The following is a 26,842-nucleotide window of genomic DNA, read 5'->3' as shown; positions in this document are numbered from 1 at the left end:
CCTGCATGATGTATTTCGAGGATATCGAGCCGGGTACTGTCCAGCGTTTCGGCAGCTATGCCGTGGAGCGTGACGAAGTCATCGACTTTGCTTCCAAGTACGATCCGCAGCCGTTTCATCTGAGTGACGAAGCTGCAGCGCAGACGCATTTCGGCAGGCTTTCGGCAAGCGGCTGGCATACCTGCGCCATGACAATGGCAATGCTCGTTGAGAACCTGAAGGAGCGCAAGCAGGCCGGGCTTGGTTCGCCCGGGCTCGACGAAATCCGCTGGCTCAAGCCTGTCTATCCCGGCGACACGCTTAGCGTAGAGACCGAAATCGTCGACAAGAAGCGCAGTTCGTCGCGGCCGGAGATGGGCAGCTTTCGTTCGAACATCCGGGTCTTCAATCAGGAGGGCGCTTTGGTGATGACGATGAAGTCCATCGGCCTGATCCGGGTCCGCGACGTCTGACTGGTCAGATGGCCTTGCACTGGACGTCGCCGGTAGCTTCGTAGGCCGGACGCTCAAACGCATCGGTGACGATCATCTTGCCCTTGAATTGGTCGGTTGCTCCCACCGCCTTGACCTCGCCGATCACGGCCAGCGTCACGGCGTAGGCCTTGCCGGTGTAGCGGGACCAGCTCCCCTTCGGCAGTTTTGCAGAGCCCGCATCGGGAGCAAGGACCTCGACCTTTTCAGCGACCTTGATCACCCCGCGCTTGTCCTGCGCCAGCAGGACTGCACCCAGCCCGCCGCCATCGGCAACGAACGCACAGCCCACACCGTGAAGCTTGTTCTGCGTGATGTCCGGATAGAGAATTGGCTGCAGATCGAGCGGTTTGACAGGCGGCTTCATATCCTGCGCTGCGTTGACCGCGGCAATCGCCTCGGCGTCGGTAGGCTCCTTTTCGGAGCAAGCCGCCAGAAGCACGCTCAGCCCAGTCACGGGCAGCATCAGCCTGATCATCATTTTCTCCCGAACAGCTTTTCTATGTCGCCATGCGCCAGCTTGACCCAGGTCGGCCGGCCGTGATTGCATTGGCCCGAACGGGGAGTGACCTCCATCTCGCGCAGCAGGGCGTTCATTTCCGCCACCGATAGCTGGCGACCCGCGCGCACCGAGCCGTGGCAGGCCATGGTGGCAAGGACAAGGTCCAGCTTCTCTTCCAAGAGCAGCGCGTCGCCATGGTGTGCAAGATCGTCGGCCACATCGGCGACGAGCTTGGCGGGATCGCCCTTGGCCAGGGCTGCCGGAACGGCGCGGACGAGCATCGCGTTGGGTCCGAAGCGTTCGAGCATCAGGCCGAATTCGGCCAGCTTTGGCGCAGCCTCTTCAAGGCGGTCGCAGGCCACTTCCTCCAGTTCGACGACTTCGGGAATGAGCAGCGCCTGCGAAGGTGCGGTCCCCTGCCCTGCGCCGCCGGCACGCAGGCGCTCCAGAACGAGCCGTTCGTGCGCCGCGTGCTGGTCGACGATGACGAGGCCGTCCTGCGCTTCGGCGACAATATAGGTGTTTGCCACCTGCCCTCGGGCGACACCCAACGGATGGAGGTCTGCGTCGGCCACCGCATCCGCTGCCACTTCTGCACGTGCCTGCGGCGGCGCCATGATGGCCTGCTCGTATCCACGCCATGCCTGCCCTGCCTCCGACACGCGACCTTCGGGCCGCCATTGCTGCGCGAACATGCTCCCCTGCGGGGCGTTGACAGGAAAAGACGGGGCTGGCGTGATCGGTTCAGACTGCCATGCGGCCATGGCGCTGGCGGACGGCGCCTGGGCGCTGCGCTGATCGCCGGTGGAAAGCGCATGGCGCAGGCCAGAGACAACCATGCCACGTACCAGCGCCGGATCGCGGAAACGCACTTCGGATTTGGCGGGGTGGACGTTGACATCGACCTCGCTTGCCGGGACCTGCAGGAACAGCGCCAGCACGGCATGGCGATCGCGCGCCAGCATGTCGGCGTAGGCCCCTCGCACCGCACCGATCAGAAGGCGGTCCTTCACCGGACGTCCGTTGACGAAGAGATACTGGTGATCGGCAACGCCGCGATTGTAGGTCGGCAGGCCGGCAATACCGGTGAGATGATAGTCACCCCGGAATAGATCGACCTCGACCGAATTCCCGGCAAGTTCGCGCGCCACAAGCTGCGCTACACGTGCCTCGAGCGTTTCGCCGCCCTGAACGTGCAGCGCCCGCCGGCCGTCATGTTCCAGCGTGAATCCAAGGTCGGGGCGCGCCATGGCCAGCCGTCGCACCACGTCCGAGGCAGCGGCCCATTCGGAACGGGGGCTGCGCAGGAACTTGCGGCGCGCCGGGATCTTCTCGAACAGATGCTCGACGCGGACGCGTGTGCCGGGCGGCAATGCGGCGGGTCCTTCGGCAACCAGTGCGCCATTGTCCACGACGCGCTTCCAGCCCTCGGCAGAGCCTTGCAGTCGGGATTCGATGGTGACGCGGGCGACCGACGCGATCGAGGGAAGCGCTTCGCCACGGAACCCGAGGGTTTCGACCATCTCGATCGCCTCGTCCGGAAGCTTGGACGTGGCGTGGCGTTCCAGGGCCAGTTCGATCTCGTCCGGACGCATGCCGCAACCGTCATCCGAGACTTCGATCAGGGCAAGGCCGCCCTCTGACAGCCGCACGTGCACATGGCTGGCACCAGCGTCGATCGCGTTCTCGACCAGTTCCTTGAGGGCACTTGCGGGACGTTCGACCACCTCGCCTGCAGCGATGCGATTGATCAGTGTTTCGGGAAGACGGCGGATGACTCTCATGGGAAGACAACGCCTAGCGCCGAACCCGACTTATTTCGAGACAAAGCGGTGAAGTTATCCATCCAAACAGGGACAAACCCATGGGCTTTGGCAGGAACGCCTGCTAGGAAGCCGCCTTCTCGGGCGCTCATTCTGGAGGGGTCTGGCGTGTGCCCGTGCGCCAAACCGCAGATTATCACGGATTTCCTGATGGCTTCGATCTTTTCCCGATTCTTCAAATTCGGTTCGCAGAACATCGCGATCGACCTCGGCACAGCCAATACGCTGGTCTATGTCCAGGATCGCGGCATTGTGCTGAACGAACCTTCCGTCGTCGCCATCGAAACGATCAACGGCATCAAGCGGGTCAAGGCCGTGGGCGACGATGCCAAGATGATGATGGGCAAGACGCCCGACAATATCGAGGCCATCCGTCCGCTTCGTGACGGCGTCATCGCCGACATCGAAGTGGCCGAAGAAATGATCAAGCACTTCATCCGCAAGGTGCACGGGTCGAAGAGCCTGCTGCGCTATCCCGAGATCGTGATCTGCGTGCCCTCGGGCTCCACCAGCGTCGAGCGCCGCGCTATCCGCGATGCTGCCAGCAATGCAGGCGCCAGCCAGGTCTACCTGATCCTCGAACCGATGGCGGCAGCGATCGGCGCCGACATGCCGGTGACCGAACCGGTCGGATCTATGGTCGTCGACATCGGCGGCGGCACCACCGAAGTTGCCGTGCTGTCGCTGCGCGGTCTTGCCTACACGACCTCGGTTCGCGTCGGCGGCGACAAGATGGACGAAGCGATCGTCTCTTACGTGCGCCGTCATCACAACCTGCTGATCGGCGAAGCTACGGCAGAGCGAATCAAGAAGGATTACGGCATCGCCACGGCCCCGGCTGACGGAATCGGTGAAACGATCCACATCAAGGGGCGCGACCTCGTGAACGGCGTGCCCAAGGAAATCACGATCACGCAGGCGAACATCGCCGAAGCGCTGTCCGAACCGATCGGCGCGATCGTCGAGGGCGTGCGCATCGCGCTTGAAAATACCGCGCCGGAACTTGCCGCGGACATCGTTGACCAGGGCATCGTGCTTACCGGCGGCGGCGCGCTGATCAGCGGCCTTGACGAGCACCTGCGTGAGGAAACCGGCCTGCCCGTTAGCGTGGCCGAGGATCCGCTGTCGTGCGTGGCGCTCGGAACGGGCCGCGCGATGGAAGATCCCATCTATCGCGGCGTGTTGATGACGGCTTGAGCCATTGGGCGGGTCGAACAAGGCAAGCGTGTTGCATCGCGGCGCAGGCAACTGCGCCGGATTGAAGGGGTGAACGGATGGCGCGGTCGCAGGACCGGCGCCCGGGCTATTCGCGCAGGGCGCAGTACGGGATCTTCACCGGCTACGTGATCGCCATTGCCGGCATCGTGGTCGGCCTGATCGTGCTCGTCACATCGCTGATCAACCCCGGTGCGTTCTCGTTTGCCCGCAGTGCCGCAGCTGAAGTTGCGCGGCCGATGGGCAAGGCTGGCGCCCAGACCAGGGAATCGAGCCAAGGAGTCTTTGCCGCCGTGGGCGCTTACTTCAATGCCGGGCGCCAGAATGCCGAACTGCGTCGCGAAGTGGAAGCAGCGCGCGCCCAGGCCATCAGCATGCAATCGCTGCGCGAAGAGAATCGCCGGCTGAAGGCGCTCCTCGGCATCGTCGACACCGGCCGCCGTCCCGTGGCCACCGCACACCTCATTGGATCAACCGCGTCTAGCACGCGGCGTTTTGCAATCATCGATGCAGGCGCCGTGCGCGGCGTCCAGCCGGGTTTGCCGGTCCGCGCCGCTTCGGGCCTGATCGGCCGTGTCGTGGAAACGGGCCCAAGCACGGCGCGCGTCCTGCTTGTCACCGATCCGGACAATGTGGTTCCAGTAAGACGCGCCAGCGATGGGCTTGCCGCCTTCGTGCAAGGCGCTTCCAACGGGCGTATCGACATCCGCCTGATCAACATGGGCATCAATCCGGTGCGCAAGGGCGACGTTTTCGTGACATCGGGATCGGGCGGGCTCTATCCACCCGGCATTCCGGTTGCTGTGGCGACAGATCCGCACCGCGATGGCGCGACCGGACACCTCGCCGCCGATCCGGCTGACAACGAGTTCGTCATAGTCGAGCCCGCTTACAGCGCCCAGGCCCTCCAGCAATTGGAACAGGGTGAGAAGGCCGGTGCGCAATCCGCGCCCGAGGCACCTTGATGATCGCAGGACTGGACGCCGAAACAGGGCAGATTGCGCGCAAGCGGATCAACCGGGCTCCGCATCCTGCCGTGGCTCGCGGACTACCGTGGGCGACGGTGATGCTTGCATCGATGGCCAGCTTTTCGCCCATCATCGCCTCGGCGCCGGTCTTGCCGCCGCTGGCCTATCTTGTATTCCTCGCCTGGCGCATGGTGAGGCCCGGGATGTTTCCGGTTTGGGCAGGTCTTCCGCTCGGCGCCTTCGACGATCTTTACTCGGGCCAGCCGTTCGGATCGGGAATTGTGCTGTGGTCGGCAACGATGCTGGCCATGGAAGTGCTTGACGAACGATTTCTCTGGCGTGGCTTTGCACAGGATTGGCTTGCGGCATCGGCCCTGGTCTCCACTTATCTGCTGCTGTGCGCGACATTCGCCGGCATTGCCGCCGGCTATCCCTTGCCACTGGTCATCGTTCCGCAGGTTCTCGTCTCAATCGCGCTCTATCCGGTGGTCACCGGCGTTGTCGCCCTGCTGGATCGCGTACGCCTGATCCCGCTCAAGAGACTTTGACGATGCGGCAGAAGTTGCCGGTAACCACGGCGATCCTTACCAACCGGTTCGAGCGGCGCACATTCGTGCTTGGGTCGTTGCAGACCGGAGTCGGCCTGCTGCTTGCCACGCGGCTCGGTTATCTCGCGGTCGCGCAGAACGAGAAGTACCAGGCGGCATCGGAAAGCAACCGCGTCAACCTGACGTTGATCCCGCCACGGCGCGGCTGGGTGCTCGACCGCTTCGGCAAGGCGCTCGCCGCCAATCGCGCGGATTTCCGCGTCGATCTTATTCCCGACCGCGTCGCCGATCCCGACAAGACCATGAGCATGCTGGCGGGACTTCTGGCGCTTCCACCGGACAAGGTGCGCGATGTCCGCGACAAGCTGGACAAGGCTCGCGGCTTCCAGCCTGTCGAAGTGGCTTCGAGCCTCGATTGGGAGAAATTCGCCGCTGTCAGCGTGCGCTTGCCCGAATTGCCCGGCGTCATTCCGCAGCGCGGCTATTCGCGCTTCTATCCGGCAGGAGCCTCGGTCGGGCACCTCGTTGGCTACGTTGGCGCAGCATCAGCGGAAGATTACGAGAAAGAGCGCAATCCTCTGCTCATCACGCCGGGCTTCAAGATCGGCAAGGACGGGCTGGAAAAGCATTTTGAATTCCGGTTGCGCGGTGTACCGGGCGCACGACGTGTCGAGGCTACGGCCTCGGGGCGGATCGTGCGCGATCTGGGAACGCGCGAGGATGTGCCGGGCAAACCTATCGCCCTTACCATAAACGCCGGACTTCAGGATTACGCTGCTCGCCGCATTGGTCTGGAATCCGGCTCGGTGGTCGTGATGGATTGCGAGACCGGCGACATCCTCGCCATGGCATCGATGCCGTGCTTCGACCCCAACAGCTTCTCCGACGGGATCGGACGCATCGAATGGAAGATGCTGTCCGAAGACGACCACGTGCCGCTGCGCAACAAGGTTCTGCGCGGGCTTTATCCCCCCGGCTCGACGGTCAAGCCGATGGTCGCGCTGTCGTTTCTCGAGGCGGGACTGGATCCTAATGCCAGCGTCGGTTGCAGTGGCGGGCTTCGCGTGGGCAACCGCGTGTTCCATTGCTGGAACAGGCGCGGCCATGGCTCTGTCGACATGGCCAAGGGCATCTACCAGTCGTGTGACGTGTACTTCTACCACTTCGCGCAGCAGATCGGCATGGACAAGATCGCGGCGATGGCACGCCGCCTCGGGCTTGGGCAGGAATTTCCGATGCCGTACCCCGGCCAGTCCTATGGCACGGTGCCGGACCCGGCATGGAAGCTCAAGAAGTACAGCAAGGAGTGGGCGGTCTACGACACCGTCAACGCGACGATCGGCCAGGGATACATGCTGGTCAATCCGCTGCAGCAGGCGATCATGGCCTCTCGCATAGCTTCGGGACGGCAGGTCATGCCACGGCTGCTGCTGGACCGTAACGCACCGTTGCCCAAGCCGATGGGCTTCTCGCAGGAACACCTCGATTATATTCACTCGGCGATGAGCGAGGTGGTCAACGGCCGTGGGACTGCGGGCCGGGCGCGCCTGCCGGTCGACAATGTGTTGCTTGCGGGAAAGACCGGGACCGCGCAGGTCGTCGGCCTCAACATCGCCAACGGCAAGAGCGGTGCGTGGAAGTATCGGGACCACGGCCACTTCATCTGTTTTGCGCCATTCGACAAACCGAAATACGCTTGCGCAGTGGTTATTGAACACGGTGGCGGCTCTGGTGCCGCCTACCCGATCGCGCGAGACGTGATGACCTACATATTTGCACCCGACAAGGCCATGGCGGTGCTCGAGGACTTCGAGAAGCAGTGGGGCGGCAACGTTCAACAGCGCATGGCAGCGCGCTACGATGCCTTCGCAGCAAGATATGGCGAAACCACCGCCAAGCCCCTCCCCGACGATGAGGACCTGACGGAACGCGTCGAGCAGGGTCGCAAACCCGCAGGCGATCCGCAGACCGTACAGACTGAAGCCGCCGCACCGGCCCCTGAGCCAGAGCAACCTACAGGTGTGACTGCAAAGCCTGCCGCCGCTCCCGCTGTTGCAAATGCCGTTCCCGGCACGAACGCCGGCACAGTGGCAAGTACGGGAGGACAATGATGCCTCGCGCCTATGTTCCGGCAGCAATCGCCAGACAGCCGTGGAGCGTCCTGCTGCCGCTGATAGCGCTGGTCAGCTTCGGGGCCGCCGTGCTTGATTCGGCAGCCGGTGGACGGTTCGAGATCTGGTCGTTGTCCCACCTGTTTCGTTTCGGGGTTTTCCTCGTCGTGGCCATGATCATCGCGCGCCTTCCGCGCGAGTTGTTCAGCAAGCTAGCAATACCGGTCTATGCCGGCTTGTGCTTCCTGCTCGTGCTCGTCGAACTGATCGGCGGGATCGGGGGCGGAAGTCAGCGCTGGCTCAATCTCGGGTTCATGACGCTTCAGCCTTCCGAACTGATGAAGCCGGGTATCGTGCTCGTCTTGGCGTGGTTCTATTCGGTCCTGCCGATTGGGGAGACGCAGAGCTGGCGAGCCCTGCTGCCTGCCGCAGTTCTGCTCGGCATCCCGGCCGGCCTTGTCATGTTGCAGCCTGATCTTGGAACGGGCCTCGCAATCACTTTCGGCGCAGTGGTTGTCATGTTCCTCGCCGGCCTGCCGCTGCGCTGGTTTCTGGGAGCAGGCGCCGCAGGTCTCATAGCCGCGCCGCTCGCCTTCTTCTTTCTGCTGCACGACTACCAGCGCAACCGCGTGCTCGTGTTCCTCGATCCCGAAAGCGACCCGCTCGGAACAGGTTACCACATCACACAATCCAAGATTGCGATCGGTTCCGGCGGTATCATCGGCAAGGGCTTCGGCAACGGTTCGCAAAGCCACCTCAACTACTTGCCGGAAGCACACACGGACTTTGTGTTCGCGACGATGGCCGAGGAATGGGGCATGCTTGGCGGTGTCTTCGTGCTCGTTGTGTTCGGCCTGATCTTTCGCTGGGGATTGAAGGTGGCGACCAGCGCACCTGATCGCTTTTCGCGCCTGCTTGCCGCGGGCATGACGATGACGATCTTCTTTTACATGTGCATCAACTTGATGATGGTCATGGGCCTGGCGCCGGTAGTCGGGATCCCCCTGCCCTGGATGAGCCATGGCGGCTCGTCGATGATGACCAACATGATCTGCATCGGCACGATCATGGCGGTGGAGCGCTGGAACAGGGCCGCTCCGCGCACGCTTTCGTGAGGCTGCCGTCGAGCTGATCGACAGCTTTGTCAAAAACCGAAAATTGGGGCTTGGCAGCGCGCAGAAAATCGCTATTTGGGCGGCTCCCGAACGGGAATGCCGGTAGGCATGGACGCATAGCTCAGTTGGTAGAGCAGCTGACTCTTAATCAGCGGGTCCTAGGTTCGAGCCCTAGTGCGTCCACCACCGCCACTTCCCGCCGCCACCAATGCGGATCCTGTCGGGCATGGACGCATAGCTCAGTTGGTAGAGCAGCTGACTCTTAATCAGCGGGTCCTAGGTTCGAGCCCTAGTGCGTCCACCAAATTCTCACTTAAATTCAAGTTCTTACAGGTCATTGGACTGCGAAGTTTCGCAGGATGTGCCCAGCTAGGTAGCTCTCTAGGTAGCACGCAAGAGATTTGGTTTCGCCCAGAGCCATAGGGCATGGGCAAGCTGGACGCGCCTTGCAGGTCGTCGTCTCGCCCACAAATGATCCTTGATTCGGACTATTGGGCTCCCGCACAACGAGGGCGTTGTAAGCGGGATGCTTCAGCCCGTCAGAGACAGCGACTGCTGTGATCTCATTGCTCTAAGATTGTGTATCTGTTACCATAAGTCTGCTGACCTAGCGCGGTGGCCCTGACTCTGCTGCTTCGGAGCGAGTCAACAATGTCAATTTCGCATCGATCATGCTCACAGTGCTTGTGGGTGCCGCCGGGCCGCAGACATTTTTCTTGTTCAGAAAAAGCGACAGCGGATCGAGCAAAAATCCCATGGCGGAGGTAATGGCAAGTGAAGCGGTTTTGCGAATCAGAGGTGTCCGGCCATTCACTAGCTTGGGCAACGGCGGACGAAATGGCGCAACGTCTCGCTGCCATTATAGAAGCTTCCGACGATGCCATCCTTACGAAGGATCTGGAAGGGACTATCACCAGCTGGAACAGGGGAGCGGAAAGACTCTTTGGCTATCGAGCGCCTGATATCATCGGAAAACCCGTCACGATTCTGCTGCCGGATGATCGGCAGGACGAGGAGGCATCGATTCTGGCGCGGCTGCGGCGAGGTGAGCACGTCCGCCGTAATGAAACGGTAAGGCGCTGCAAGGACGGAAGTCTGGTCGATATCTCACTCAGCATCTCGCCCCTACGCGATGCCAACGGCGCGGTCATCGGCGCCTCCACGATCGCAAGGGACATTACTGAGCGCAAACGAGCCGAGGAGTGGCAGCGTCTCGTCCTGCATGAAATGAACCATCGGATGAGGAATCTGTTCGCGTTATCCGCCAGCCTCGTCAGCATGAGCGTGCGCGATGCTGCCAGCGCAGCGGAACTAGCAGCCATTGTCCAAGAGCGATTGGGCGCTTTGGCGCGGGCGCATGAGCTTACGATGCCCAAAGATCCTGTCGCGGATCCCAGCGATTCTGTCCGACTGCACGCGCTCCTTCACACCATCTTGGCTCCCTATCACTGTTCGGACCATGACCAGCGTCTGCGTATCGTCGGCGACGATCTAGACCTCACGGGTAGGGCAGTGACGGCATTCGCGCTGATTTTCTATGAGCTCGCCACCAATGCCGCCAAGTACGGAGCCTTGGCGTCGCCCTCCGGTACCGTCACGATCAGATCCGCCGTGGAAGATGAGATGGTGACGCTGGTCTGGGATGAGCGCGGAGAACCGCTCGGCGATGGACCGAAGGACGAGGGGTTCGGCAGCCAGCTTGAACGCGTGGCAAGCAGACAAATCGGCGGAAGTATCGAACGTGAGTGGCGGCCGGACGGCTTGCGAGTTGAGCTCAAGGTGGCGCGCGAACGCTTGTAGGCGTGCGCGATCATCGCTCCCCGCGTGGCAATTCGATGCCGGAAATCTGCTCGATAACCTGGCGTGCCACACGCGACGGCACCGCCAAACCGATACCGACATTGCCACCGCTGGGAGCGATGATCGCGCTGTTCACGCCAATCGCTTCACCACGCATGTTGATCAACGGACCGCCCGAGTTGCCGGGATTGATCGGCGCGTCGGTCTGGACGTAGCGCGGACCGCCTTCTGAAGGTGCGCGCAGGGCACTGACGATCCCCGCCGTGACCGTCTGGCCCACCTGGAAAGGATTGCCGATGGCGACGACATAGTCACCGACATGCGTCCGGTCGGAATCGCCGAGTGGGATCTGCTTCAAGCCACGTGCAGGAATGCGCAGGACGGCAATATCCGTGTTGGGATCGCTACCGAGAAACTCGGCCTCGACCTGCCGGTTGCCAAACCCGACGGCGATCGTGCGGGCATTCTCGACGACGTGGTGGTTCGTAACCACAAGTCCGCGCGTGGCATCAACGACAAACCCTGAACCCGCCGAGATCCGGGGTGCCAGCGCCTCGTCCGGCACACCGAGGAAGAAACGATAATAGGGATCGCGCAGCAGCGGGTTCTGCGCGTAGGGCGAAGCCTGCAGCACCGCGACATTGACCACGGCGGGTGCGAGGCGCTCGACCAGCGGCGCAACCGTCAGTCTGTTCAGCGGAACCGCATCGGTCGCAATCGGTGAACTGGCTGCCACAGTCGCTTTTTCACGCCCGGCCTCGAGCCAGGCCACGGCAGACCCGCCGGCCAGACCGGAGGCGAGTCCGGTCGCGGCCAGCATGGCCAGCCAGCTGCGCGGCAGGCGCGAACCCGGTCCACGCGGGTTCACGGGCGCTCCGCTCCCGGGCCCGATTTCTCCCCATGGCGGCGCAATCGCAGGCCCAGGCCGATCAGAACGACGCCCGCGATGATCGCATATCCCGCGATCACCCAGGCGACCGACAGGATTGTGGCCAAGGGTGTGACCACGAGGGCGACCGGAATGGCAAGGCCCAGCAGGATGGAAAGGACGCCCGACAGGGCGAGGAGCCACTCGCCTTCGATGTCCTTGCGCAGCCGGATCGCCGCGGCCAGTTCCAACGCGCCGGCGATAATGGCCCAGGCGCTGAGAATGCCGAGCGTCGCCAGCGCGTAACTGACCGTCGCCACAAACGGCATCAGTACGAACAGCACCGCGACCGCGATGCCGATGATGCCGCGCAAAACGAGCGTCCACCAGCGCTCTTCATTACGCATCGCCCCGCGGGCGCCCGCGATCGTCGAAAGCAGGCCGTCCGCGCCGGCGTAGGCGGCGAAGACCATGGTGAAAGCGAACAGCGCGCTCAGCGGAAAGAGGACGGCCAGCGCGACAACGATTAGGGCGAGGACGCCGCGGACGACGAACCAAGCCCAGTTGCGGCTCAGCAGCGAAGCGCCGGTGCGGGCTTCGTTGCTCGCACCGGGATAAGTGTAATTATGTACGATTGTCGACATCCGCTGCCTCCCGTCATTCTTCGCGCTGACCGAACAGGCTCAGCAGCAGCTGGAACAGGTTGATGTGGTTCAGATAGAGCGACAGCGCGCCCATCACCGCCAGCTTGTCGGCGCGGTCGCTGCCCGCATAGGCCAGATATTCGCTCATTAGCCGCTGTGTGTCCCAAGCGGTAAGCCCGGTGAACACTAGGACGCCGGCGATCGAGAAGACGAGCTGGAGCGTCGAGGAACCGATGAACAAGTTGACGAGGCTAGCGATCACGACACCGAGAAGGCCGACCATCAGGAAGGTCGTCCAGCGCGACAGATCGACGTTGGTCGTGTAGCCCCACAGACTCATGGCCGCGAAGACCGCCGCCGCGCTCGCAAAGGCCAGTGCGATGCTGGTGCCGGTGAAGACGAGGAAGATGCTCGCCATCGACACGCCCATCACCGCCGCGAAGGCATAGAAGGCCGCGCGGGCCTGCGCCGTTGTCATCCGCTCGACACGGAACGAGAAGAACAGCACAAACGCCAGCGGCGCGAAGATCGCCACCCATTTCAGCGGGGTGCCGAAGATCGGCTGATAGACCGCGGGCGTGCTCGCGATCAGCAGCGCGACGAGCGCTGAGGTGCCAAGGCCCAGCGCCATGTTGCGATAGACGCCAAGCATATGCCGGCGGAGGCCCTCGTCGTAGACGGCCGCACCTTGGGCGCGCGTAGACGAAGGGCGCGAATATGTAACAGGGTCAAATAGGCTATTCATGCCTCACTCCTTTGTTTCCAAATCAATGAGGCACTCGGCGGCTTGGCATGAAGCCTGCGATCCTGCACCGAGCGCACTCGATGCGGTCCGACATCACGGAGGCTGGAACAACCGCCGTCAGAGGGGCCCGGTCCGCAGGCCGAATCTTGTACGGCTCCGAGCAATTTCAAGACCTTCAACTGCGCTCGCGATTGAAAAATGGAATGCGCGAAAAACCTCTTGAAAGCGCTCTACGGCTTCCTAGATTTTTTCTGCCGGACGCCAACCGGGTCCGGTGGGACACATGAGAGCGCCGGCTCTCTCCGGCGCATCTCATGCCCAAATTGCTCAATTTGGAGGATTTGGAAATGAGAACGAACTTCGACTTTGCACCTTACCGGCGCTCGACCGTCGGCTTTGATCGCCTCTTCAACCTGCTCGAGGCAGGCGCTCGCGAGGAGGACGGCTATCCGCCCTTCGACATCCTCAGAGAAGGTGAGGACAGTTACCGGATTACGGTGGCGGTCGCCGGCTTCCGGCCAGAGGACATCGAGGTGGTAGCCCAGCAGAACCTGCTCACCGTCACCGGCAAGCGTGCCGAGGACGACGGTAAGGGCGAGTATCTGCACCGCGGCATCGCCGCCCGCGCCTTCGAACGCCGTTTCCAGCTTGCCGACTTCGTCGAAGCCGGGAACGCGCGGTTCGAAAACGGGCTACTTTCGATCGAGCTGAAGCGAGTTGTGCCCGAGGCGATGAAGCCGCGGCGCATCGAAATCGGCGGCGGTGAGCCTGCGACCAAGCAAATCGGTGAGGTGAAGGAGAAGGTCAGCGAACCTGCCTGATCCATGCCCACCGGCCTGCCGGCGCCGCTACCTCCCCGTACCCCCCGCAAGCGGCGGCCGGCAGGTTAAGCCCCAATCCAGCCAGAAGAGGAGATGACTATCATGGCATTTCGTGATCTCATTCCCTGGAGCCGGCAGGAAAACCGGCTTCCGGTCCCAGTGAGCGCTGAGCGTGAGCACGAACGGGAATCCCGTTCGCATCCGTTGCTCTCGCTTCATCGTGACGTGAACAGGTTGTTCGACGATGTCCTGCGAGGTTTCGGTATGCCGGCCTTTAGCGGTTTCGAGCGAAACCTGTCCTGGCCGCATGTTGAGCTCGGCGAGACCGACAAGGAAATCCGTGTGACAGCGGAGCTACCTGGCCTCGCCGAAAAGGATGTCGAGCTCACCGTCGAGGAAGGCGTGCTCACCTTGCGCGGCGAAAAGCGCGCCGAGGTCGAGGACAAAGACCGCGGCTACTCCGAGCGCAGTTACGGTCGCTTCGAGCGGCGGATCGGCCTGCCGCAGGGCGTCGACCGTGACAAGGTAACCGCGACTTTCAAGAACGGCGTGCTCACGGTGATCCTGCCCCGGACGGAGGCGGCGAACGAGAATGTTCGCCGAATTCCCGTCAATGGGAAGGCGGCATGACCGGTCGGCCCGGGACTCAGGTCCCGGGCCTTCCGCCAATGACAACGGGCCTACGCTGAGCTCGGCGCTCCCGAGGGACGCGCGAGCGATCGTCGAGCCCCTGCCTGTCGCCACGAATCAGGGCAGCCGCGTAGCGAGTGGCAAGTGGCGTGTTCGCTTCCAGCCTCGTTGGGGTCCGTCGGCCGATGCCCTTACGGGTTGGACTGGCGGCGGGGATCCACTCGAAACGATCGAGCTCAGGTTTCCCGACCGCCAATCGGCCGAAGGCTACTGCCGACGGCAGGGGGTGCCGTTCACCTGCCGTGAAGAACCGAAGGGTCGCAGGAGTTCGGCGCCGCTCCCGGTCGCAAATGCGCCGCCCGTAATTTGCTGCTTGCCGACGGGTCCGCATCCGCTGTGCTGCGGCCAATACAGGTTCGCGAGCTAGCCGAGGTCGCGAACGCGAAAACCGTAACCCCAAAATCACGGAGGATGACAGATGAAACTGCTTGTTCGTTCAGCCTTGTTTGCCGGCATCGCGGTCCTCGCGGTCGCGGGAACCGCGCTGGCCGGCAATCTCCACAACAAGGTAATGACTGTAAGCCTGCCGGACGGCCTAGGCTCAGGACCCATTGATTGGCTGACGGCGATGTGATTCAGGCTCCGCGAGGAGACTGAGCATGAGCGACCTGTATTGGCTGACGGACGAGCAGATGGCGCGTCCTTCGCCCTATTTTCCCAGGAGCCACGGCAAGCCCCGGGTCGATGATCGGCGCGTGCTGAGCGGGATCATCTTCGTCAACCGCAACGGGCTGCGCTGGCGTGATGCGCCCAGGGAATACGGTCCGCACAAGACGCTCTACAACCGCTGGAAACGGTGGGGCGAGATGGGCGTGTTTGGCCGGATGATGGAGGGGCTGTCTGCCCAGAGAGCCGATCCCCAGACCGTCATGATCGATGCTACCTATCTCAAGGCCCACCGCACGGCTTCCAGCCTTGGGGTAAAAAAGGGGGCCTCGGCCGCCTGATCGGGCGGACCAAGGGCGGCATGAATACCAAGCTTCACGCCGTCACCGATGCCAACGGCCGCCCTTTGAGCTTCTTCATCACGGCAGGACATATCAGCGATTACACCGGCGCGGCAGCCCTGCTCGATGATCTACCCAAGGCGCAGTGGATGCTGGCTGACCGGGGCTGTGACGCCGAATGGTTCAGGGATGCGCTCGAGCAAAAGGGCATCACGCCTTGCATTCCGGGCCGGAAATCCCGTTCTTTTCCCGTCAAATACGACAAGCGCCGATCCAAACGCCGAAACCGCATCGAGATCATGTTTGGTCGCCTGAAAGACTGGCGCCGTGTGGCAACCCGCTACGACCGCTGCTCAACCGTCTTCTTCTCCGCCCTCGCTCTCGCAGCCACCGTGTTCTTCTGGCTGTGATCAACGAGTCCTGAGCCTAGCTTGGCGCTGCTACTTGCCGAGCCGGCGTTGCAGCGCGCCTGTATTGCATCGAGCAGGATATCACCATTGCATAGGAACCGAATCCTTCGCTGGCTGCGCGCTGATCGCACAGCATCAGCGAAGTGGTTCGGGCCTTGCCACTGGCTCACAAAGTGATGGCTACCCTCAGGACGCCGCCACGCTGGTAAGAATAGAGATCGTAAGCTGCCTCAATGTGGTTCAGTTGAGACTGATGCATGGCCGGCGGGTTCAGATCGATTCGCCCGGGGCCACAGACCACCATTCGCCAGCGCATGCGCTCCCCCCCGCCCGGACAAAGGGTTGTAACGATGCAATTTTCACCCAAACCTGCGGAAAACGCTCTGTGCGGAATGATCAGATCGGTGGAATCCACTCCTCAGCTCGACAACTGCTTCACTGTATTGACGCACCGCGCCGGGATTGCCGCATGACCCATTCTGGCCGCTTATCGCACCGGTCACTGGACCAGAAATTAACTACATCGCTCACGCGAAAACGGGATTTTCCTGCGTGCCCTACAGCGTCAAATGTAGGGAAAACGGCATCGCAGTCGAAAGTAATGGACGGTCAACCGACCCAGTCTCGAACGAACCGTAACCAAGCTAGCCATCTCGGCCTTGCGGGGAATCCGATGGCGTTGCTGACGATTGCTGATCGCTGGCGCTGCGCGAGGGCGAATGGAAAACCTATGCGGAAAATAACAGCTGGCGCCACCGCCCTAACCCTGCGCCCAAAACACATTGAAAGGGCGGGCGCTGGCGAAGGCCGGCACCGCGCGAATCTCAGGTCTGCGGTGCGGACGAGCGATGCACTAAATCCTTGCTGCTATTGATCCGCTGCGGAGCGCCGGTGGCGTTGCTCACCCCACCGAACATCGCAGCGCCGTCTCCGCCGGACATGTAGCAGTTGAATTCTTCGCTATAGCGCTTTGCGATGACGGCATGATCGGCGTCGGGTGCGCTAGCGTACAGTTCGGTGAACCATTTGCCCTCTTCCTCATAGACGTGGTGCGTCACCGCGCCCTCGAGATGGCCGAACTTGTCTTCGAAGTCCTCGCTCATCGGGTTCATCCGCTCCAGCAAGCCCATCTGCATCTTTGCGGCTGCCTGCTCGGTATAAGCCATTGTCGCATGGCCGGTGTCGCCAACGTCCGACAGCGGAGGATAGATCACTCCTTCTAAATGCCCCGTCAGCAGCGCCCCAAGCTCTTTCAGGCGCGCGCGGCGCGTATCCGCGTCGGTGGCGACTTTGACCGCAGCAAACGCATCGTCGATCTGCCGGTGGTGATCGAGCACCATCGCCGACCAAGGGGCGCGCGGCGCATAGGCCTCTGCGCGCGCGCGGGCATTGGCACGGTCTTCATCTGATTCTGGCGGGGTCAGCGCGGCTACGACTTTATCGAGAATGGACATGGTAAATTTCCTGATTGCCGTGTTGGCCGGATGAAGGCGCGGAAATCGATGACCGCGGCTTTCTGTCGCGTATTCAGCCCGGCGATCCGTTGCTCCAACGGGGGCAAACCTGAATGTTCCGGGGAAGGCAGGAACCGTTCGCCCTAGCGCGCCGTTTTCGGATAATGGCTATCCATACCTTCATCTATGATGCCAAGGGAGGCGACGAGGAGGTTCAGGGAATTATACCCCTGCCTTCCGAGCTTCGCGATGACCAACTGCTGTGGATCGATATCGAAGGCAGTAGCGGCGAGGACCTGGCGGCGATCGGTTCGGCATTTGGCATTACACCAAAAATGTTCGAACGGGTCGTCGATCTAAAGCGCGATGCGTTGCTAGATAACTATACCGACTCCTTCGCATTCGCCATCGACGCGCCTGGCGATTTTCGTTCCAATACGCGCCGCGAGGGGTCCAACTTGGCATGATTGTTGGAACCCGGTGGCTGATAACGGTCCACCGCGAGCAGGTTCGATATCTCTCCGACTTTCGCGCGCAGGATAAGGGTGAGACCGATATCGGCAAGTTAAGTCCAGCCCTGCTGGCGGCCTCGCTGCTGGATTGGCACCTGACCCAGTACTTCGAAGAAGTATCCGATATCGAGGCCGACACTGACCAACTCGATGCCGCCATCCTGGCAGACGGCACCCAGCGCGAGATCCTGGCAAGATCGTCGATGTCAGGTTGCGTGTTTCGAAGCTGCGGGCGCAGTTGTCGAGCCAACGGGCGATCTTCTACGGCTTCCTGCGCCCTGATTTCGCTCAGAATTTCGATCGCGCGGCGTTGGGCCCGTTCGAGCGTCTGGTATCACGGTACGAACGCGCAATTGACGAAGTGGAGCGAACCCGCGATGTTGTGGTCGGCAGCTTCGATCTTTACACCTCGATCACAACGCAGCAGACCAACGACCTTGTCAAGGTACTAACCTTTCTGACCGCGGTTATCGGCTTCTGCGCAGCGGTCGCAGGCTTGTTAGGAATGAACTTCAAGCTACCGTTGTTCGAGAGCGGAATGTTCGGGTTCGAGATCGTCATAGCTGGGTTGACAGCCTTTGGCATCGCATCGTTTGTTGTCGCGAAATGGCGAAAATGGGTATGACCTGGACGGAGCCTAATCGATGTCGAGTTCAATCATGACCGGAGCATGATCGCTAGCGCTCTCCCAAGCTCTTGGTCGTAGATCGACCTTTGCCGCTTCGAGAAATTTCGCTGCTGCCGGGTTGAGCAAAACATGATCTATCGTGAGCCCGGCATTGCGCTCGAACGAACGTCGCCAATATTTCCAGAATGTATATATGGCTTTATCCGGATGCAGCTTTCGTATCGCGTCACTCCAGCCCTGTTCCTGCAATCGCGCGTAAACGGCGCGAACTTTTGGGGCAAACAAGGCATCGTCACGCCAGCGGTCAGGCGCGTAGACGTCAAGATCAGTCGGCATGACGTTGAAATCACCCGCGATGACCACTGGCACATCGAGACCAATAAGTGTCGCAAGATGCGCCTCGAGCCTTTCGAACCAGTGCAGTTTGTATTCGAATTTCGGCCCCGGGCGGGGATTGCCGTTTAGCAGATAAAAGCCAGCCACGAGCACCCCGTTGATTGCGGCCTCATTCTAACGGCTCTGCCTATCGTCCTCACCGCCGGGCAACCCGACTCCACCCCCGGCATAGGCGAACGCATCGCCGCCTGGCGCGGCGCTCAGACTGGTTGCACCTTTGAGCACGCACACCGCCCCAAATCGAGAACTGGCTTTCTTCACGGCGCTCAGTCGGTTTTGCTCGATCTCGTCAGCGTCACAGGCCAGCATTGCCGCCAGCGCTCCGATGTGCGGCGTCAATACTGAGGGATGTGCGAGCGAGCGAAGACGATCCGCATGGGAGACAAGATACATCAGCATCGCGGCATCGAGCACCAATTGGGCGTGGCACAATCTTAGCAGGTGACCGGTAACCTTGGATGCCGCTTTACCATCGGACATCGCCGGCCCGGCGACCACAGCATCGCACATTCCCAAGAAGTTCGAAAGCGGAGCCGAGTTTTTCATTGCAATCTCGCCAGCACGATTCCGCGGCACTGCAAACGGCAACTTCTGGCATGGCGATGCCCAGTGAGAGCGGCGCGCTTTCGACGCTCACCACCTGAATTTTGCTAGCTCCAGCGCGTAGTGCTGCCTCGACAGTGAGTTGGATGCCGCCCGGGACTGTCGCGGACCCGCCAATTGCGAGCACCCGTCCGCGACTGTTTTTGTCGGCCGCATTGTCGGGTACGGGAAGCGGATGCGCCCGAAGCCAATCGCTGTCGAGGGGGCGGACTTCTTCAGCCACGCGCCGCGACAATCTTGTCCGGGGCCGCAGTGACCGAAGTCGCCTGCTCGGTCATTGGTGCAGTAATGTTGTAGCGTGCCAGCACAACTTGCCATCACGGCCCTGCGCATCATCGAGACGATATTCGGTGATCGCGCAGTTGGCGACATCTCCCTCGCGGTCGATCGCCAGAATCTGGTCTTCAGACATGTTCTCGATGATGTACCGCAGGCACAGCACCACCACCTGGTGCGCCACAATCATCACCCGCCGCCCGCCGTTGTGTAACGACACGGTGTCCAACAGCGCGCGCAGGCGGAAGATGACATCTACCCAAGATTCGCCGCCCGGCGGACGGTGGTAGAACTTGCCGAGCAATTTGCGAAACGCCGCCTGCTCGGGTTGCAATTCGCCGACGGCTGCTGTGGTCAATCCGTCGAGGATGCCGAATTCCTTCTCGCGCAGCCGCTCGTCGATGCAGATGGGCTCGTGCGGATCGTAGCCGCCAGCGGCGCCGAACAGCTTGGCGGTCTGGACCGCGCGTATATAGGGCGACGCGAGCAGGATTTCCGGTTGAGCGTCTGGTTCAAACGACGCGAACCAGCGTCCGAGCGCTGCCGCCTGTTCGCGGCCCAGGTCGGAAAGCGGCACATCGACATGGCGGTGGGTGAGAGTGATCCGCGGGATACCCTCGCCATGGGCCGCGTCGCGCGCCACATTGCCTGCACTCTGGCCATGACGGACTACCCACTAGATCGATGGCCAACGAGGGGTCATTTGTCTTTCTCCGAGCTGGCAGTACCTCGCGTTACAGCGTCGAGCTGGGCGTTGAGTTCCGCTCCAAGGAGGAGAATAAACGCGCAAAGATAGAGCCAGGTCAGAAGGACGACGATGCCCGCCAGTGCTCCCCAGGTTGCGCTATAATTACCGAAGTTCGCGGCATACCAGGCAAAGCCAGAAGTCACGGCAAACCAGCCCAGCGCGGCAAACATGGCACCGGGACTGAGCCAGCAAAATTGCCGAATGGGAGGCGGCGGCGCAAAGCGGAACAAGGCCGCCGCGGCAAGTGTACCTGTTGCCAGCAGCAGCGCGCTGCCCGCAATGGCCAGAAGCCAAGCGGTGTCGAACGCGACTGGAAGCAGCGCTGCCGGAAGGTTGAGCGCGCTGACGGCCGCGAGCGAGACGACGACAAAAATGACAGCGCCAGAGGTCAATGCCAGTATGGTCGCGGTCCGGTGGAGCCAGTTTCTCGATTCCTGAAGGTCGTAGGCAATGGTCAAAGCGGTCACCAGACCATCTACACCCTTAGTCGCCCCATATATCGCAAGACCAAGTGCCATAGCGGCACCCCAGCTTTTGCCAGCAGACGGCGCGGCAACAAGCGAAGCGATCTGGTCGCCAACGACTTTGGCAGCCTCTGCTGGCAGGTGCTTGCTGAGTGACAGCAATGCGTCACCAAGCATCTCCGGAGACGCGAACAGCCCATAAAGCAACAGCGTCGCACTAAGCGCGGGCACCAGCGAGAGGAAGCCATAGAAGGCAACGCCGGCCGCAATCAAACCAAGGTTATCCTCGCCGCTGTCCCGCCATGCATCCTTGAGCATCCGCGACCAGACGGGCCAGCCCAGGCGCCACGGGGCGCCGGAACTCCCTGCACTAGCCATGCGCTGTGTTGCCCCCATCCAGATCCAGCACCGCTTCCACCGTGTCGCCATCGGAGGCCCGCAGCCAGTTGTGCGCCCTGGTGGCGGCCATCGCTCCGTGGCCCATCGCGACGCTGATCTGGTCGAGGCCATCGACCACATCGCCTGCACAGAACAGGCCCGGTATTTCGGTGCCCAAGGGGGCGGTGGCGGCGACCTTGCCGGACTCCTCGATCACCAGACCGAGCTGACGGGCAAGGACACTGCGGGGTCTGCACCCCAGTGCGGGATAAAGGACGTCAAAGGCGAGCGGCTCAGATTGATCTTCGAAATGAAGACGCATCTCGCATTTTGTGGGTTCGAAACGGGATACCGCCTCCGAAACGACTTTGATGCCGGCCTGTCCAAGATCGCGTTGCTCCTCCCGGGTCAGTTCAACTTCGCGCCGCGGAAGAAGTGTTACGTCGTCCGAATAAGTCGACAGGAATAGAGCCTCAGCAGCGCCTGATATGTCGCAGCCGAGCACCGCAATCCGGGCACCCTTATGCTCGAAGCCATCGCAGACCGGGCAGTAACGCAGGACGCCGTTGGCGATGGCAGTTTCGTGCATCTCGTCATCGAGCGGGATCTGGTTCAGCTCAAGTCCGGTGGCAAGGATCACAGCCCGAGCCGACCAGATCGCACCCTTTTCGTCCTCCAGTAGGAACTGGCTCTCGGGCGCTGTGAGCTTCACCACCCGCGCCTTGACCAGCTGTGCACCGAACTTTTGGGCGTGACGCGTCATTCGCTCGAGCAGATCGGTTCCGGCAATACCGGCATCAAATCCGGGCGCATTGTGTGTAAGAGGAATTCGTGAGGCGCGCGCGGTGCCGTCGTGCAGGACGAGCGTCCTACGGCAATAACGGGCGGCATAGAGCGCAGCGCTGAGCCCGGCAGGTCCGGCTCCGACAATCGCGATGTCATAAGTATCGATGGCAGGTTCCCCCGACTGTGCGCAGTGTCGTGTGCGTAAAACCACATTGGCAGGTCTTTGGTTCCGCCAAGTTGCGCCCGTGTTTTCTTCACGCATCGTCGGAACTCGCGCTATTGGGAGCCGTTAAAGGGGCCATGTTCCAAACCGAAAAATCTCATCCCCGCGACGACGCCGCCGTGGTCACGTCCAAGGACACCAAGGGTTCCCGCCAGCTTCTCGCGAGCAGCGTCACCATCAATCGCCCGGCCAGCGAGGTCTACGCTTTCTTCCGGGACTTCGCACAGCTGCCGCAATTTATGGAGAATATCGAACGTATCGATGTGCTCGACGACAAACGCTCGCACTGGGTTGTAAAGGGACCGGCCGACAGCCGCTACGAATGGGATTCCCGGATTATCGACGAGATCGAAGGACAATCCCTCACTTGGCAATCCGAAGACGGCGGCGATGTCACCAACAGTGGGCGGGTAGCTTTTGCGGAAGCCGGCGCGCGTGGCACCGTCGTAACTGCAACAATCGCGTATGAGCCGCCTGGCGGCATCCTGGGAAAGCTGGTCGCCAAACTGTTTCAGCGCGAACCGTCGATCCAGACCCGCCGCGACCTGCGGCGCCTTAAACAATTGCTCGAAACCGGCGAAATCGCGACGGCGGCGCGCAATCCGGCGATCTTTGCCGAGCAGGAAGGATAAGCCGATGCGCGCACTCACCTGGCACGGAAAGCATGATGTCCGCGTCGAAACGGTTGACGATCCCGGCATCGTCAACCCGCGCGACGCGATTATCAAGGTCACGTCTACAGCGATCTGCGGTTCGGACCTGCACCTCTACGATCACTATATCCCGACGATGCAGGCCGGGGACATTCTGGGCCACGAGTTTATGGGTGAGGTGGTGGAGATCGGCCCGAAAAGCACGCTGAAGATCGGCCAGCGCGCGGTGGTGCCGTTCACTATCGCTTGCGGCAGCTGCTACCACTGCGGCAAGGCACAGTTCTCGGCGTGTGACAATGGCCTGCCCGCCGACAACCAGGACATCGCGCGCGAAGCCTACGGACAGCCGATGTCCGGGCTGTTCGGCTACAGCCATATGACGGGCGGCTACTCGGGCGGCCAGGCCGAATATGTGCGTGTGCCATTCTCCGACGTTGGCCCCATCGTGATCCCCGAAGGGATCGAGGACGACAAGGTGCTGTTCCTGTCGGACATCCTGCCAACCGGGTGGATGGCGGCGGAAAACTGCGACATCGAGCCAGGCGATACCGTGGCGGTATGGGGTTGCGGCCCGGTCGGATTGTTTGCGGTCCAGTCGGCGTTCCTGCTCGGCGCCGAGCGGGTGATCGCGATAGACCACTTCCCCAAGCGGCTCGAACTGGCGCGCCGTTTCGGGGCAGAGACGATCAATTTCGAAGAGAGCGATACCTATGAGGCGCTGATGCTGATGACCGGCGGGATCGGCCCCGATGCGGTGATCGATGCGGTGGGCCTCGAAGCGCACGGGTTGTTCGTCGATAACGTGGTCGACCAGATCAAGGCCTCGACCTTCCTCGGCACCGAGCGCACCCATGCGATCCGCCAGGCCATCATCGCCTGTCGCAAGGGCGGCCGGGTGTCGATGCCTGCAGTCTATGGCGGGTTCGTCGACAAGTTTCCGCTCGGAGCTCTTATGGAAAAGGGCCTGACGCTTCGCACCGGGCAGACCCACGTTCAGAAGTATCTACCCGCGCTGCTTGCTGCGGTGCTTGAGGACAAGATCGACACCACCTTCCTGATAAGCCACCGCTTGCCGCTCGAAGATGCTGCTGAAGGGTACAAGCTGTTCCACGATCAGCAGAACGAGGCGACCAAGGTCGTGCTCAAGCCTGGCTTGTCGACAGCGACGTAAGTCCGCCCATTTGATCGTTCCCGTGCCCTACCTTGGGCGAGACTAGGGAGTTGTACCGCAATGCCTGATGTCGCCGCCTGGATTGCTTCAGCTGCGACCATGATTGCGGCGATGATGACAGCCGCCAATCTGGGGACAAAAATCACGGGGTGGGGATTTGTCGTCTTTACCGTCGGATCGGTTGCCTGGGCTGCAGTGGGCCTGACCACCGAGCAACCAAGCCTGGCGATCACCAACGGTTTTCTGTTGCTTGTTAACCTGTTCGGCGTGTGGCGCTGGCTCGGGCGGCAGGCCCGGCACGAAACGGGTAGCGAATTGGCGGAGCAGCGCAGCCGGGCGCGCGCGCACGTGCCCTCGCTTTATTCAGGTGCGTCCGCGATCGGCGCGAATGTCTTTGACGGAAGGGGTGAGAAGGTCGGGACGGTAGTCGATACCATGCACGACTGCGAAAGCCGGACACTGAGTTATGTCGTCATATCCCAAGGCGGGGTGGGCGGTGCCGGCGAAACCCTGCGGGCGATAGCGCCCGACCTTCTCGCGTTCGAAAGTGATGGCATCCACTGTGATCTGAGTGCCGAGCAAATCACTGCCATTGCGCCAATCGACGAGAAAGCCTGGCCTGCCGTTGCGCCTCCAGCGCTCGCCTCAAACTCCCATGATCTCTCGTTTGCCTCCAGTTCCAAAGGATTTTTCCATGCCCAAGCCTGATAAAGCCCAGCGTTCCGACAAATCGAAACAGAAGGGCGAGACGCCGAAGAAGGCACCCAAACTGCCGCCCCAGTCGGACCTGCCGACCAGTTATGCTGAGCCCCAGGGCAACGGCGGAGAAACCCACCAGACCACCAGCGATCCTGCCGCAACCATGACTTCGCAGCAGGGTATCCCGATCAGCGACGGGCAGAATAGCCTGCGCGCGGGGCCACGCGGCCCGACTTTGCTGGAGGACTTTCAGCTCCGCGAGAAAATCTTCCATTTCGACCACGAACGCATTCCCGAGCGAGTCGTCCACGCGCGCGGCACAGGTGCCCACGGCGTGTTTGAACTCACCGACAGCCTGGCTGACTATACCACAGCCGACGTGCTCTCAAGGGTCGGTCAGCAGACCGAGACCTTTGTGCGCTTCTCGACCGTCGCCGGCCGGGCCGGTTCGTTCGACCTCGCGCGCGATGTGCGCGGCTTCGCGGTCAAGCTCTACACGGCGGAGGGCAACTGGGATCTTGTGGGCAACAACATCCCGGTGTTCTTCATCCAGGATGCGATCAAATTTCCTGATCTGGTCCACGCAGTCAAGGAGGAGCCCGACCGCGGCTTCCCGCAGGCGCAGTCGGCGCATGACAACTTTTGGGATTTCGCCAGCTTGATGCCCGAAGCCTGGCACATGGTGATGTGGCAGATGTCCGACCGCACCATTCCGCGCTCTTACCGCACGATCGAAGGCTTCGGCGTCCACACATTCCGCCTGATCAATGCCGAGGGTAAGTCCACCTTCGTCAAATTCCACTGGAAGCCCCGACAGGGCCTGCAATCGGTGGTGTGGAACGAAGCCGTCAAGATCAATGGCGCCGATCCCGACTTCCATCGCCGCGACCTGTGGGAAGCAATCGACAGCGGCGACTTCCCGCAATGGGACCTCGGCGTCCAGCTCTTCGACCAGGCGACCGCCGATGGGCTACCGTTCGATCATCTCGACGCGACCAAACTGATCCCCGAGGAAGACGTGCCCGTCCGGCTGATCGGTACGCTGACCCTCAATCGCAACGTCGACAACTTCTTCGCCGAGACCGAACAGGTCGCGTTCTGCACAGCCAACGTGCCGCCTGGAATCGACTTCAGCGACGATCCGCTGCTGCACGGGCGCAATTTCTCGTACCTCGACACCCAGCTCAAGCGTCTTGGCGGGCCGAACTTCACCCACATACCGGTCAACGCTCCGCGCTGCCCGGTGATGCATTTCCAGCAGGACGGCCATATGGCCATGGTCAATCCCAAGGGACGGGCCAACTACGAGCCAAACTCGTGGGGCCCTGAAGGCGGTCCGCGTGAGAATCCGGAACTGGGATTCAAGAGTTTCGCCGCTGACGTCGAAGGCCCGAAAGCCCGTCTCCGGTCGGAGACCTTTGCCGATCACTACAGCCAGGCGCGAATGTTCTATCTCAGCCAGCAGCCGATCGAACAGAAGCACCTTGGCGATGCGCTGGTGTTCGAATTAAGCAAGGTCACACGCGTCGACATTCGTGCGCGCGCTGTCTCGCACCTGCGCAACATTGACGAGGATCTTGCGGCCTCGGTCGCCAATGGCCTCGGAATGGCGCTGCCCGATCCCGCAAAAGCTGCAAAGCCTACGCTCGACCTGCCCACTTCGGACAAGCTCAGCATCCTTGCCAATGGTCCGGACAGCTTCAAGGGCCGCAAGCTTGGCATCCTGCTGACCGATGGGTCGGACGGAGCTCTGTTCGCGGCGCTCACTGGCGCAGTCGAAGCCGCAGGCGCGGTATGGGAAGTGATCGCGCCCAAGATCGGCGGTGTCGTCCTCGACAACGGCGATGCTGTCGCGGCCAAGCAGAAGATCGATGGCGGTCCATCGGTGCTCTACGATGCGGTGGCGGTGCTGCCTTCGGCGGAGGGTGCGGTCCTGTTGGCCCAGGATGCTCCGGCCAAGGATTTCGTGTCCGACGCCTTTGCGCACTGCAAGTTCATTGGAGTCGGCGCGGATGCCGAGCCGCTGTTTGCCGCCGCACGCATTCCACCCGAGCTCGACGAAGGCTGTGTCGCGCTGGGATCGGGCAAGGATGCCAAGGCTTTTGTTGCAGCTTGCGCAGCCCTGCGGTTCTGGCCGCGAGAAGTGACCGTCGATCTGGATGCAATGGCCTGAG

The 26,842-nt window shown here is 61.8% G+C and carries 29 protein-coding genes, 2 tRNA genes and 1 pseudogene; 20 read left to right on the top strand and 12 right to left on the bottom strand.

The window, feature by feature from the left end; genetic code table 11:
• Positions 1-5 precede the first annotated feature (5 nt).
• Positions 6-452 (top strand): MaoC family dehydratase, encoded by a 447-nt coding sequence (locus B9A23_RS00335; protein ID WP_084277449.1) that lies wholly within the window; start codon positions 6-8, stop codon positions 450-452.
• A gap of 4 nt (positions 453-456) precedes the next feature.
• On the opposite strand, the gene B9A23_RS00330 is transcribed toward B9A23_RS00335, so the two are convergent.
• Both B9A23_RS00330 and mutL read right to left on the bottom strand, forming a co-directional pair.
• Positions 457-948, bottom strand: coding sequence for a hypothetical protein (locus tag B9A23_RS00330; RefSeq protein ID WP_139797266.1), 492 nt, complete (start codon positions 946-948; stop codon positions 457-459).
• Positions 948-2,756 (bottom strand): DNA mismatch repair endonuclease MutL, encoded by a 1,809-nt coding sequence (gene mutL, locus B9A23_RS00325; protein WP_084276707.1) that lies wholly within the window; start codon positions 2,754-2,756, stop codon positions 948-950. The genes B9A23_RS00330 and mutL overlap by 1 nt, the downstream gene beginning before the upstream one ends.
• A gap of 189 nt (positions 2,757-2,945) precedes the next feature.
• Between mutL and B9A23_RS00320 the strand changes: the two genes are divergently transcribed.
• The 7 genes from B9A23_RS00320 (at position 2,946) to B9A23_RS00290 (ending at position 9,056) form a co-directional block, all read left to right on the top strand.
• Complete coding sequence (locus B9A23_RS00320; protein WP_084276706.1) at positions 2,946-3,992, top strand: rod shape-determining protein; 1,047 nt, start codon at positions 2,946-2,948, stop codon at positions 3,990-3,992.
• A gap of 77 nt (positions 3,993-4,069) precedes the next feature.
• On the top strand, positions 4,070-4,975 hold the full coding sequence (mreC, locus tag B9A23_RS00315; protein ID WP_084276705.1) for a rod shape-determining protein MreC: 906 nt from the start codon (positions 4,070-4,072) through the stop codon (positions 4,973-4,975).
• On the top strand, positions 4,975-5,526 hold the full coding sequence (locus B9A23_RS00310) for a rod shape-determining protein MreD (RefSeq protein WP_084276704.1): 552 nt from the start codon (positions 4,975-4,977) through the stop codon (positions 5,524-5,526). The genes mreC and B9A23_RS00310 overlap by 1 nt, the downstream gene beginning before the upstream one ends.
• Before the next feature lie 2 nt (positions 5,527-5,528).
• Complete coding sequence (mrdA, locus tag B9A23_RS00305) at positions 5,529-7,637, top strand: penicillin-binding protein 2 (protein ID WP_084276703.1); 2,109 nt, start codon at positions 5,529-5,531, stop codon at positions 7,635-7,637.
• Complete coding sequence (gene rodA, locus B9A23_RS00300) at positions 7,637-8,752, top strand: rod shape-determining protein RodA (protein ID WP_084277448.1); 1,116 nt, start codon at positions 7,637-7,639, stop codon at positions 8,750-8,752. Before mrdA ends, rodA begins: the two co-directional genes overlap by 1 nt.
• Before the next feature lie 110 nt (positions 8,753-8,862).
• Positions 8,863-8,938, top strand: a tRNA-Lys gene (locus B9A23_RS00295).
• 42 nt (positions 8,939-8,980) lie between these two features.
• Positions 8,981-9,056, top strand: a tRNA-Lys gene (locus tag B9A23_RS00290).
• A 303-nt stretch (positions 9,057-9,359) separates the two neighbouring features.
• On the opposite strand, the gene B9A23_RS22625 is transcribed toward B9A23_RS00290, so the two are convergent.
• A complete protein-coding gene (locus B9A23_RS22625; RefSeq protein ID WP_176217826.1) occupies positions 9,360-9,509 on the bottom strand; it encodes a hypothetical protein in 150 nt (49 codons plus the stop codon).
• Between the two features lie 80 nt (positions 9,510-9,589).
• On the opposite strand from B9A23_RS22625, the gene B9A23_RS00285 reads away from it, so the two are divergent.
• On the top strand, positions 9,590-10,552 hold the full coding sequence (locus B9A23_RS00285) for a PAS domain S-box protein (protein ID WP_051586975.1): 963 nt from the start codon (positions 9,590-9,592) through the stop codon (positions 10,550-10,552).
• Positions 10,553-10,562: 10 nt separating this feature from the next.
• Here the strand turns inward: B9A23_RS00285 and B9A23_RS00280 are convergent, their stop codons facing one another.
• From B9A23_RS00280 to B9A23_RS00270, 3 genes are read right to left on the bottom strand one after another with little or no spacing between them, the layout of a single operon-like run.
• Positions 10,563-11,420, bottom strand: a complete 858-nt coding sequence (locus tag B9A23_RS00280) for a trypsin-like peptidase domain-containing protein (RefSeq protein WP_036527564.1) — start codon at positions 11,418-11,420, stop codon at positions 10,563-10,565.
• A complete protein-coding gene (locus B9A23_RS00275) occupies positions 11,417-12,064 on the bottom strand; it encodes an HdeD family acid-resistance protein (protein ID WP_081799102.1) in 648 nt (215 codons plus the stop codon). The genes B9A23_RS00280 and B9A23_RS00275 overlap by 4 nt, the downstream gene beginning before the upstream one ends.
• 13 nt (positions 12,065-12,077) lie before the next feature.
• The gene (locus tag B9A23_RS00270) at positions 12,078-12,716 is read right to left on the bottom strand and encodes a Bax inhibitor-1/YccA family protein (RefSeq protein WP_036527567.1); all 639 of its coding nucleotides are present in this window, start codon (positions 12,714-12,716) and stop codon (positions 12,078-12,080) included.
• Positions 12,717-13,156: 440 nt separating this feature from the next.
• Here B9A23_RS00270 and B9A23_RS00265 point away from each other — a divergent pair, with 440 nt between their 5' ends.
• From B9A23_RS00265 to B9A23_RS00250, 5 genes are all read left to right on the top strand, one after another.
• On the top strand, positions 13,157-13,630 hold the full coding sequence (locus B9A23_RS00265; protein ID WP_036527568.1) for an Hsp20 family protein: 474 nt from the start codon (positions 13,157-13,159) through the stop codon (positions 13,628-13,630).
• Between the two features lie 102 nt (positions 13,631-13,732).
• Positions 13,733-14,260, top strand: coding sequence for an Hsp20/alpha crystallin family protein (locus B9A23_RS00260; protein ID WP_036527734.1), 528 nt, complete (start codon positions 13,733-13,735; stop codon positions 14,258-14,260).
• Complete coding sequence (locus B9A23_RS00255; protein ID WP_363331276.1) at positions 14,223-14,687, top strand: NADH dehydrogenase ubiquinone Fe-S protein 4; 465 nt, start codon at positions 14,223-14,225, stop codon at positions 14,685-14,687. Before B9A23_RS00260 ends, B9A23_RS00255 begins: the two co-directional genes overlap by 38 nt.
• A 51-nt stretch (positions 14,688-14,738) precedes the next feature.
• A complete protein-coding gene (locus tag B9A23_RS22620; RefSeq protein WP_155986348.1) occupies positions 14,739-14,894 on the top strand; it encodes a hypothetical protein in 156 nt (51 codons plus the stop codon).
• 25 nt (positions 14,895-14,919) lie between these two features.
• Positions 14,920-15,677 (top strand): IS5 family transposase gene (locus tag B9A23_RS00250; RefSeq protein ID WP_139797265.1). Its coding sequence is split into 2 segments (ribosomal slippage): positions 14,920-15,241 and positions 15,241-15,677, totalling 759 coding nucleotides; the frame shifts between segments, so codons are not numbered across the junction.
• 824 nt (positions 15,678-16,501) lie between these two features.
• On the opposite strand, the gene B9A23_RS00245 is transcribed toward B9A23_RS00250, so the two are convergent.
• Positions 16,502-17,131: a hemerythrin domain-containing protein gene (locus B9A23_RS00245; protein ID WP_176217825.1), complete on the bottom strand. Its 630-nt coding sequence runs from the start codon at positions 17,129-17,131 to the stop codon at positions 16,502-16,504.
• Between the two features lie 164 nt (positions 17,132-17,295).
• On the opposite strand from B9A23_RS00245, the gene B9A23_RS00240 reads away from it, so the two are divergent.
• The gene (locus tag B9A23_RS00240) at positions 17,296-17,598 is read left to right on the top strand and encodes a hypothetical protein (RefSeq protein WP_036527573.1); all 303 of its coding nucleotides are present in this window, start codon (positions 17,296-17,298) and stop codon (positions 17,596-17,598) included.
• Positions 17,595-18,268, top strand: a pseudogene (locus B9A23_RS23480) (magnesium transporter CorA family protein). Before B9A23_RS00240 ends, B9A23_RS23480 begins: the two are co-directional and overlap by 4 nt.
• A 12-nt stretch (positions 18,269-18,280) precedes the next feature.
• Here the strand turns inward: B9A23_RS23480 and B9A23_RS00225 are convergent.
• The 5 genes from B9A23_RS00225 to B9A23_RS00210 all read right to left on the bottom strand — a co-directional run bounded on the left by B9A23_RS00225 (position 18,281) and on the right by B9A23_RS00210 (position 22,133).
• Positions 18,281-18,769: an exodeoxyribonuclease III gene (locus B9A23_RS00225; RefSeq protein ID WP_254894952.1), complete on the bottom strand. Its 489-nt coding sequence runs from the start codon at positions 18,767-18,769 to the stop codon at positions 18,281-18,283.
• Between the two features lie 12 nt (positions 18,770-18,781).
• Positions 18,782-19,213, bottom strand: coding sequence for an ADP-dependent NAD(P)H-hydrate dehydratase (locus B9A23_RS23145; RefSeq protein WP_254894902.1), 432 nt, complete (start codon positions 19,211-19,213; stop codon positions 18,782-18,784).
• Between the two features lie 331 nt (positions 19,214-19,544).
• Positions 19,545-20,189 carry a histidine phosphatase family protein gene (locus B9A23_RS00220; protein WP_254894901.1) on the bottom strand — a complete coding sequence of 215 codons (645 nt, stop codon included), beginning with the start codon at positions 20,187-20,189 and terminating at the stop codon, positions 19,545-19,547.
• A 56-nt stretch (positions 20,190-20,245) separates the two neighbouring features.
• Positions 20,246-21,076: a YihY/virulence factor BrkB family protein gene (locus B9A23_RS00215; RefSeq protein ID WP_176217824.1), complete on the bottom strand. Its 831-nt coding sequence runs from the start codon at positions 21,074-21,076 to the stop codon at positions 20,246-20,248.
• A 52-nt stretch (positions 21,077-21,128) separates the two neighbouring features.
• Entirely contained in the window at positions 21,129-22,133 is a 1,005-nt protein-coding gene (locus B9A23_RS00210; protein ID WP_176217823.1) for an NAD(P)/FAD-dependent oxidoreductase, read from the bottom strand.
• 89 nt (positions 22,134-22,222) lie between these two features.
• Between B9A23_RS00210 and B9A23_RS00205 the strand changes: the two genes are divergently transcribed.
• The 4 genes from B9A23_RS00205 to B9A23_RS00190 are packed head-to-tail and all read left to right on the top strand — an operon-like array spanning position 22,223 to position 26,841.
• On the top strand, positions 22,223-22,777 hold the full coding sequence (locus tag B9A23_RS00205) for an SRPBCC family protein (RefSeq protein WP_036527582.1): 555 nt from the start codon (positions 22,223-22,225) through the stop codon (positions 22,775-22,777).
• Between the two features lie 4 nt (positions 22,778-22,781).
• Complete coding sequence (locus tag B9A23_RS00200) at positions 22,782-23,969, top strand: zinc-dependent alcohol dehydrogenase (protein ID WP_036527584.1); 1,188 nt, start codon at positions 22,782-22,784, stop codon at positions 23,967-23,969.
• A 60-nt stretch (positions 23,970-24,029) separates the two neighbouring features.
• Complete coding sequence (locus B9A23_RS00195) at positions 24,030-24,677, top strand: PRC-barrel domain-containing protein (protein ID WP_081799107.1); 648 nt, start codon at positions 24,030-24,032, stop codon at positions 24,675-24,677.
• On the top strand, positions 24,664-26,841 hold the full coding sequence (locus B9A23_RS00190; protein WP_036527585.1) for a catalase: 2,178 nt from the start codon (positions 24,664-24,666) through the stop codon (positions 26,839-26,841). Before B9A23_RS00195 ends, B9A23_RS00190 begins: the two co-directional genes overlap by 14 nt.
• The last annotated feature ends 1 nt before the right edge of the window (position 26,842 follow it).

The organism is Novosphingobium sp. B1 (assembly GCF_900176395.1).
GTDB lineage: Bacteria > Pseudomonadota > Alphaproteobacteria > Sphingomonadales > Sphingomonadaceae > Novosphingobium.
Note: the sequence above shows the minus strand (reverse complement) of the source record. Positions and strands in the feature narration are given on the sequence as shown.

What these genes read in the sequence shown, in the direction of transcription:
- B9A23_RS22625 (WP_176217826.1), bottom strand. Translation starts at nt 9,509, where the DNA reads ATGGGATTTTTGCTCGATCCGCTGTCGCTTTTTCTGAACAAGAAAAAT.
- B9A23_RS00335 (WP_084277449.1), top strand. Translation starts at nt 6, where the DNA reads ATGATGTATTTCGAGGATATCGAGCCGGGTACTGTCCAGCGTTTCGGC.
- B9A23_RS00320 (WP_084276706.1), top strand. Translation starts at nt 2,946, where the DNA reads ATGGCTTCGATCTTTTCCCGATTCTTCAAATTCGGTTCGCAGAACATC.
- mrdA (WP_084276703.1), top strand. Translation starts at nt 5,529, where the DNA reads ATGCGGCAGAAGTTGCCGGTAACCACGGCGATCCTTACCAACCGGTTC.
- mutL (WP_084276707.1), bottom strand. Translation starts at nt 2,756, where the DNA reads ATGAGAGTCATCCGCCGTCTTCCCGAAACACTGATCAATCGCATCGCT.
- B9A23_RS00255 (WP_363331276.1), top strand. Translation starts at nt 14,223, where the DNA reads ATGTTCGCCGAATTCCCGTCAATGGGAAGGCGGCATGACCGGTCGGCC.
- B9A23_RS00265 (WP_036527568.1), top strand. Translation starts at nt 13,157, where the DNA reads ATGAGAACGAACTTCGACTTTGCACCTTACCGGCGCTCGACCGTCGGC.
- B9A23_RS00190 (WP_036527585.1), top strand. Translation starts at nt 24,664, where the DNA reads ATGCCCAAGCCTGATAAAGCCCAGCGTTCCGACAAATCGAAACAGAAG.
- B9A23_RS00245 (WP_176217825.1), bottom strand. Translation starts at nt 17,131, where the DNA reads ATGTCCATTCTCGATAAAGTCGTAGCCGCGCTGACCCCGCCAGAATCA.
- B9A23_RS00330 (WP_139797266.1), bottom strand. Translation starts at nt 948, where the DNA reads ATGATCAGGCTGATGCTGCCCGTGACTGGGCTGAGCGTGCTTCTGGCG.
- B9A23_RS00275 (WP_081799102.1), bottom strand. Translation starts at nt 12,064, where the DNA reads ATGTCGACAATCGTACATAATTACACTTATCCCGGTGCGAGCAACGAA.
- B9A23_RS00240 (WP_036527573.1), top strand. Translation starts at nt 17,296, where the DNA reads ATGGCTATCCATACCTTCATCTATGATGCCAAGGGAGGCGACGAGGAG.
- B9A23_RS00310 (WP_084276704.1), top strand. Translation starts at nt 4,975, where the DNA reads ATGATCGCAGGACTGGACGCCGAAACAGGGCAGATTGCGCGCAAGCGG.
- mreC (WP_084276705.1), top strand. Translation starts at nt 4,070, where the DNA reads ATGGCGCGGTCGCAGGACCGGCGCCCGGGCTATTCGCGCAGGGCGCAG.
- B9A23_RS00260 (WP_036527734.1), top strand. Translation starts at nt 13,733, where the DNA reads ATGGCATTTCGTGATCTCATTCCCTGGAGCCGGCAGGAAAACCGGCTT.
- B9A23_RS00285 (WP_051586975.1), top strand. Translation starts at nt 9,590, where the DNA reads ATGGCGCAACGTCTCGCTGCCATTATAGAAGCTTCCGACGATGCCATC.
- B9A23_RS00205 (WP_036527582.1), top strand. Translation starts at nt 22,223, where the DNA reads ATGTTCCAAACCGAAAAATCTCATCCCCGCGACGACGCCGCCGTGGTC.
- B9A23_RS00200 (WP_036527584.1), top strand. Translation starts at nt 22,782, where the DNA reads ATGCGCGCACTCACCTGGCACGGAAAGCATGATGTCCGCGTCGAAACG.
- B9A23_RS00215 (WP_176217824.1), bottom strand. Translation starts at nt 21,076, where the DNA reads ATGCTCAAGGATGCATGGCGGGACAGCGGCGAGGATAACCTTGGTTTG.
- rodA (WP_084277448.1), top strand. Translation starts at nt 7,637, where the DNA reads ATGCCTCGCGCCTATGTTCCGGCAGCAATCGCCAGACAGCCGTGGAGC.
- B9A23_RS23145 (WP_254894902.1), bottom strand. Translation starts at nt 19,213, where the DNA reads ATGAAAAACTCGGCTCCGCTTTCGAACTTCTTGGGAATGTGCGATGCT.
- B9A23_RS22620 (WP_155986348.1), top strand. Translation starts at nt 14,739, where the DNA reads ATGAAACTGCTTGTTCGTTCAGCCTTGTTTGCCGGCATCGCGGTCCTC.
- B9A23_RS00270 (WP_036527567.1), bottom strand. Translation starts at nt 12,716, where the DNA reads ATGCTTGGCGTCTATCGCAACATGGCGCTGGGCCTTGGCACCTCAGCG.
- B9A23_RS00195 (WP_081799107.1), top strand. Translation starts at nt 24,030, where the DNA reads ATGCCTGATGTCGCCGCCTGGATTGCTTCAGCTGCGACCATGATTGCG.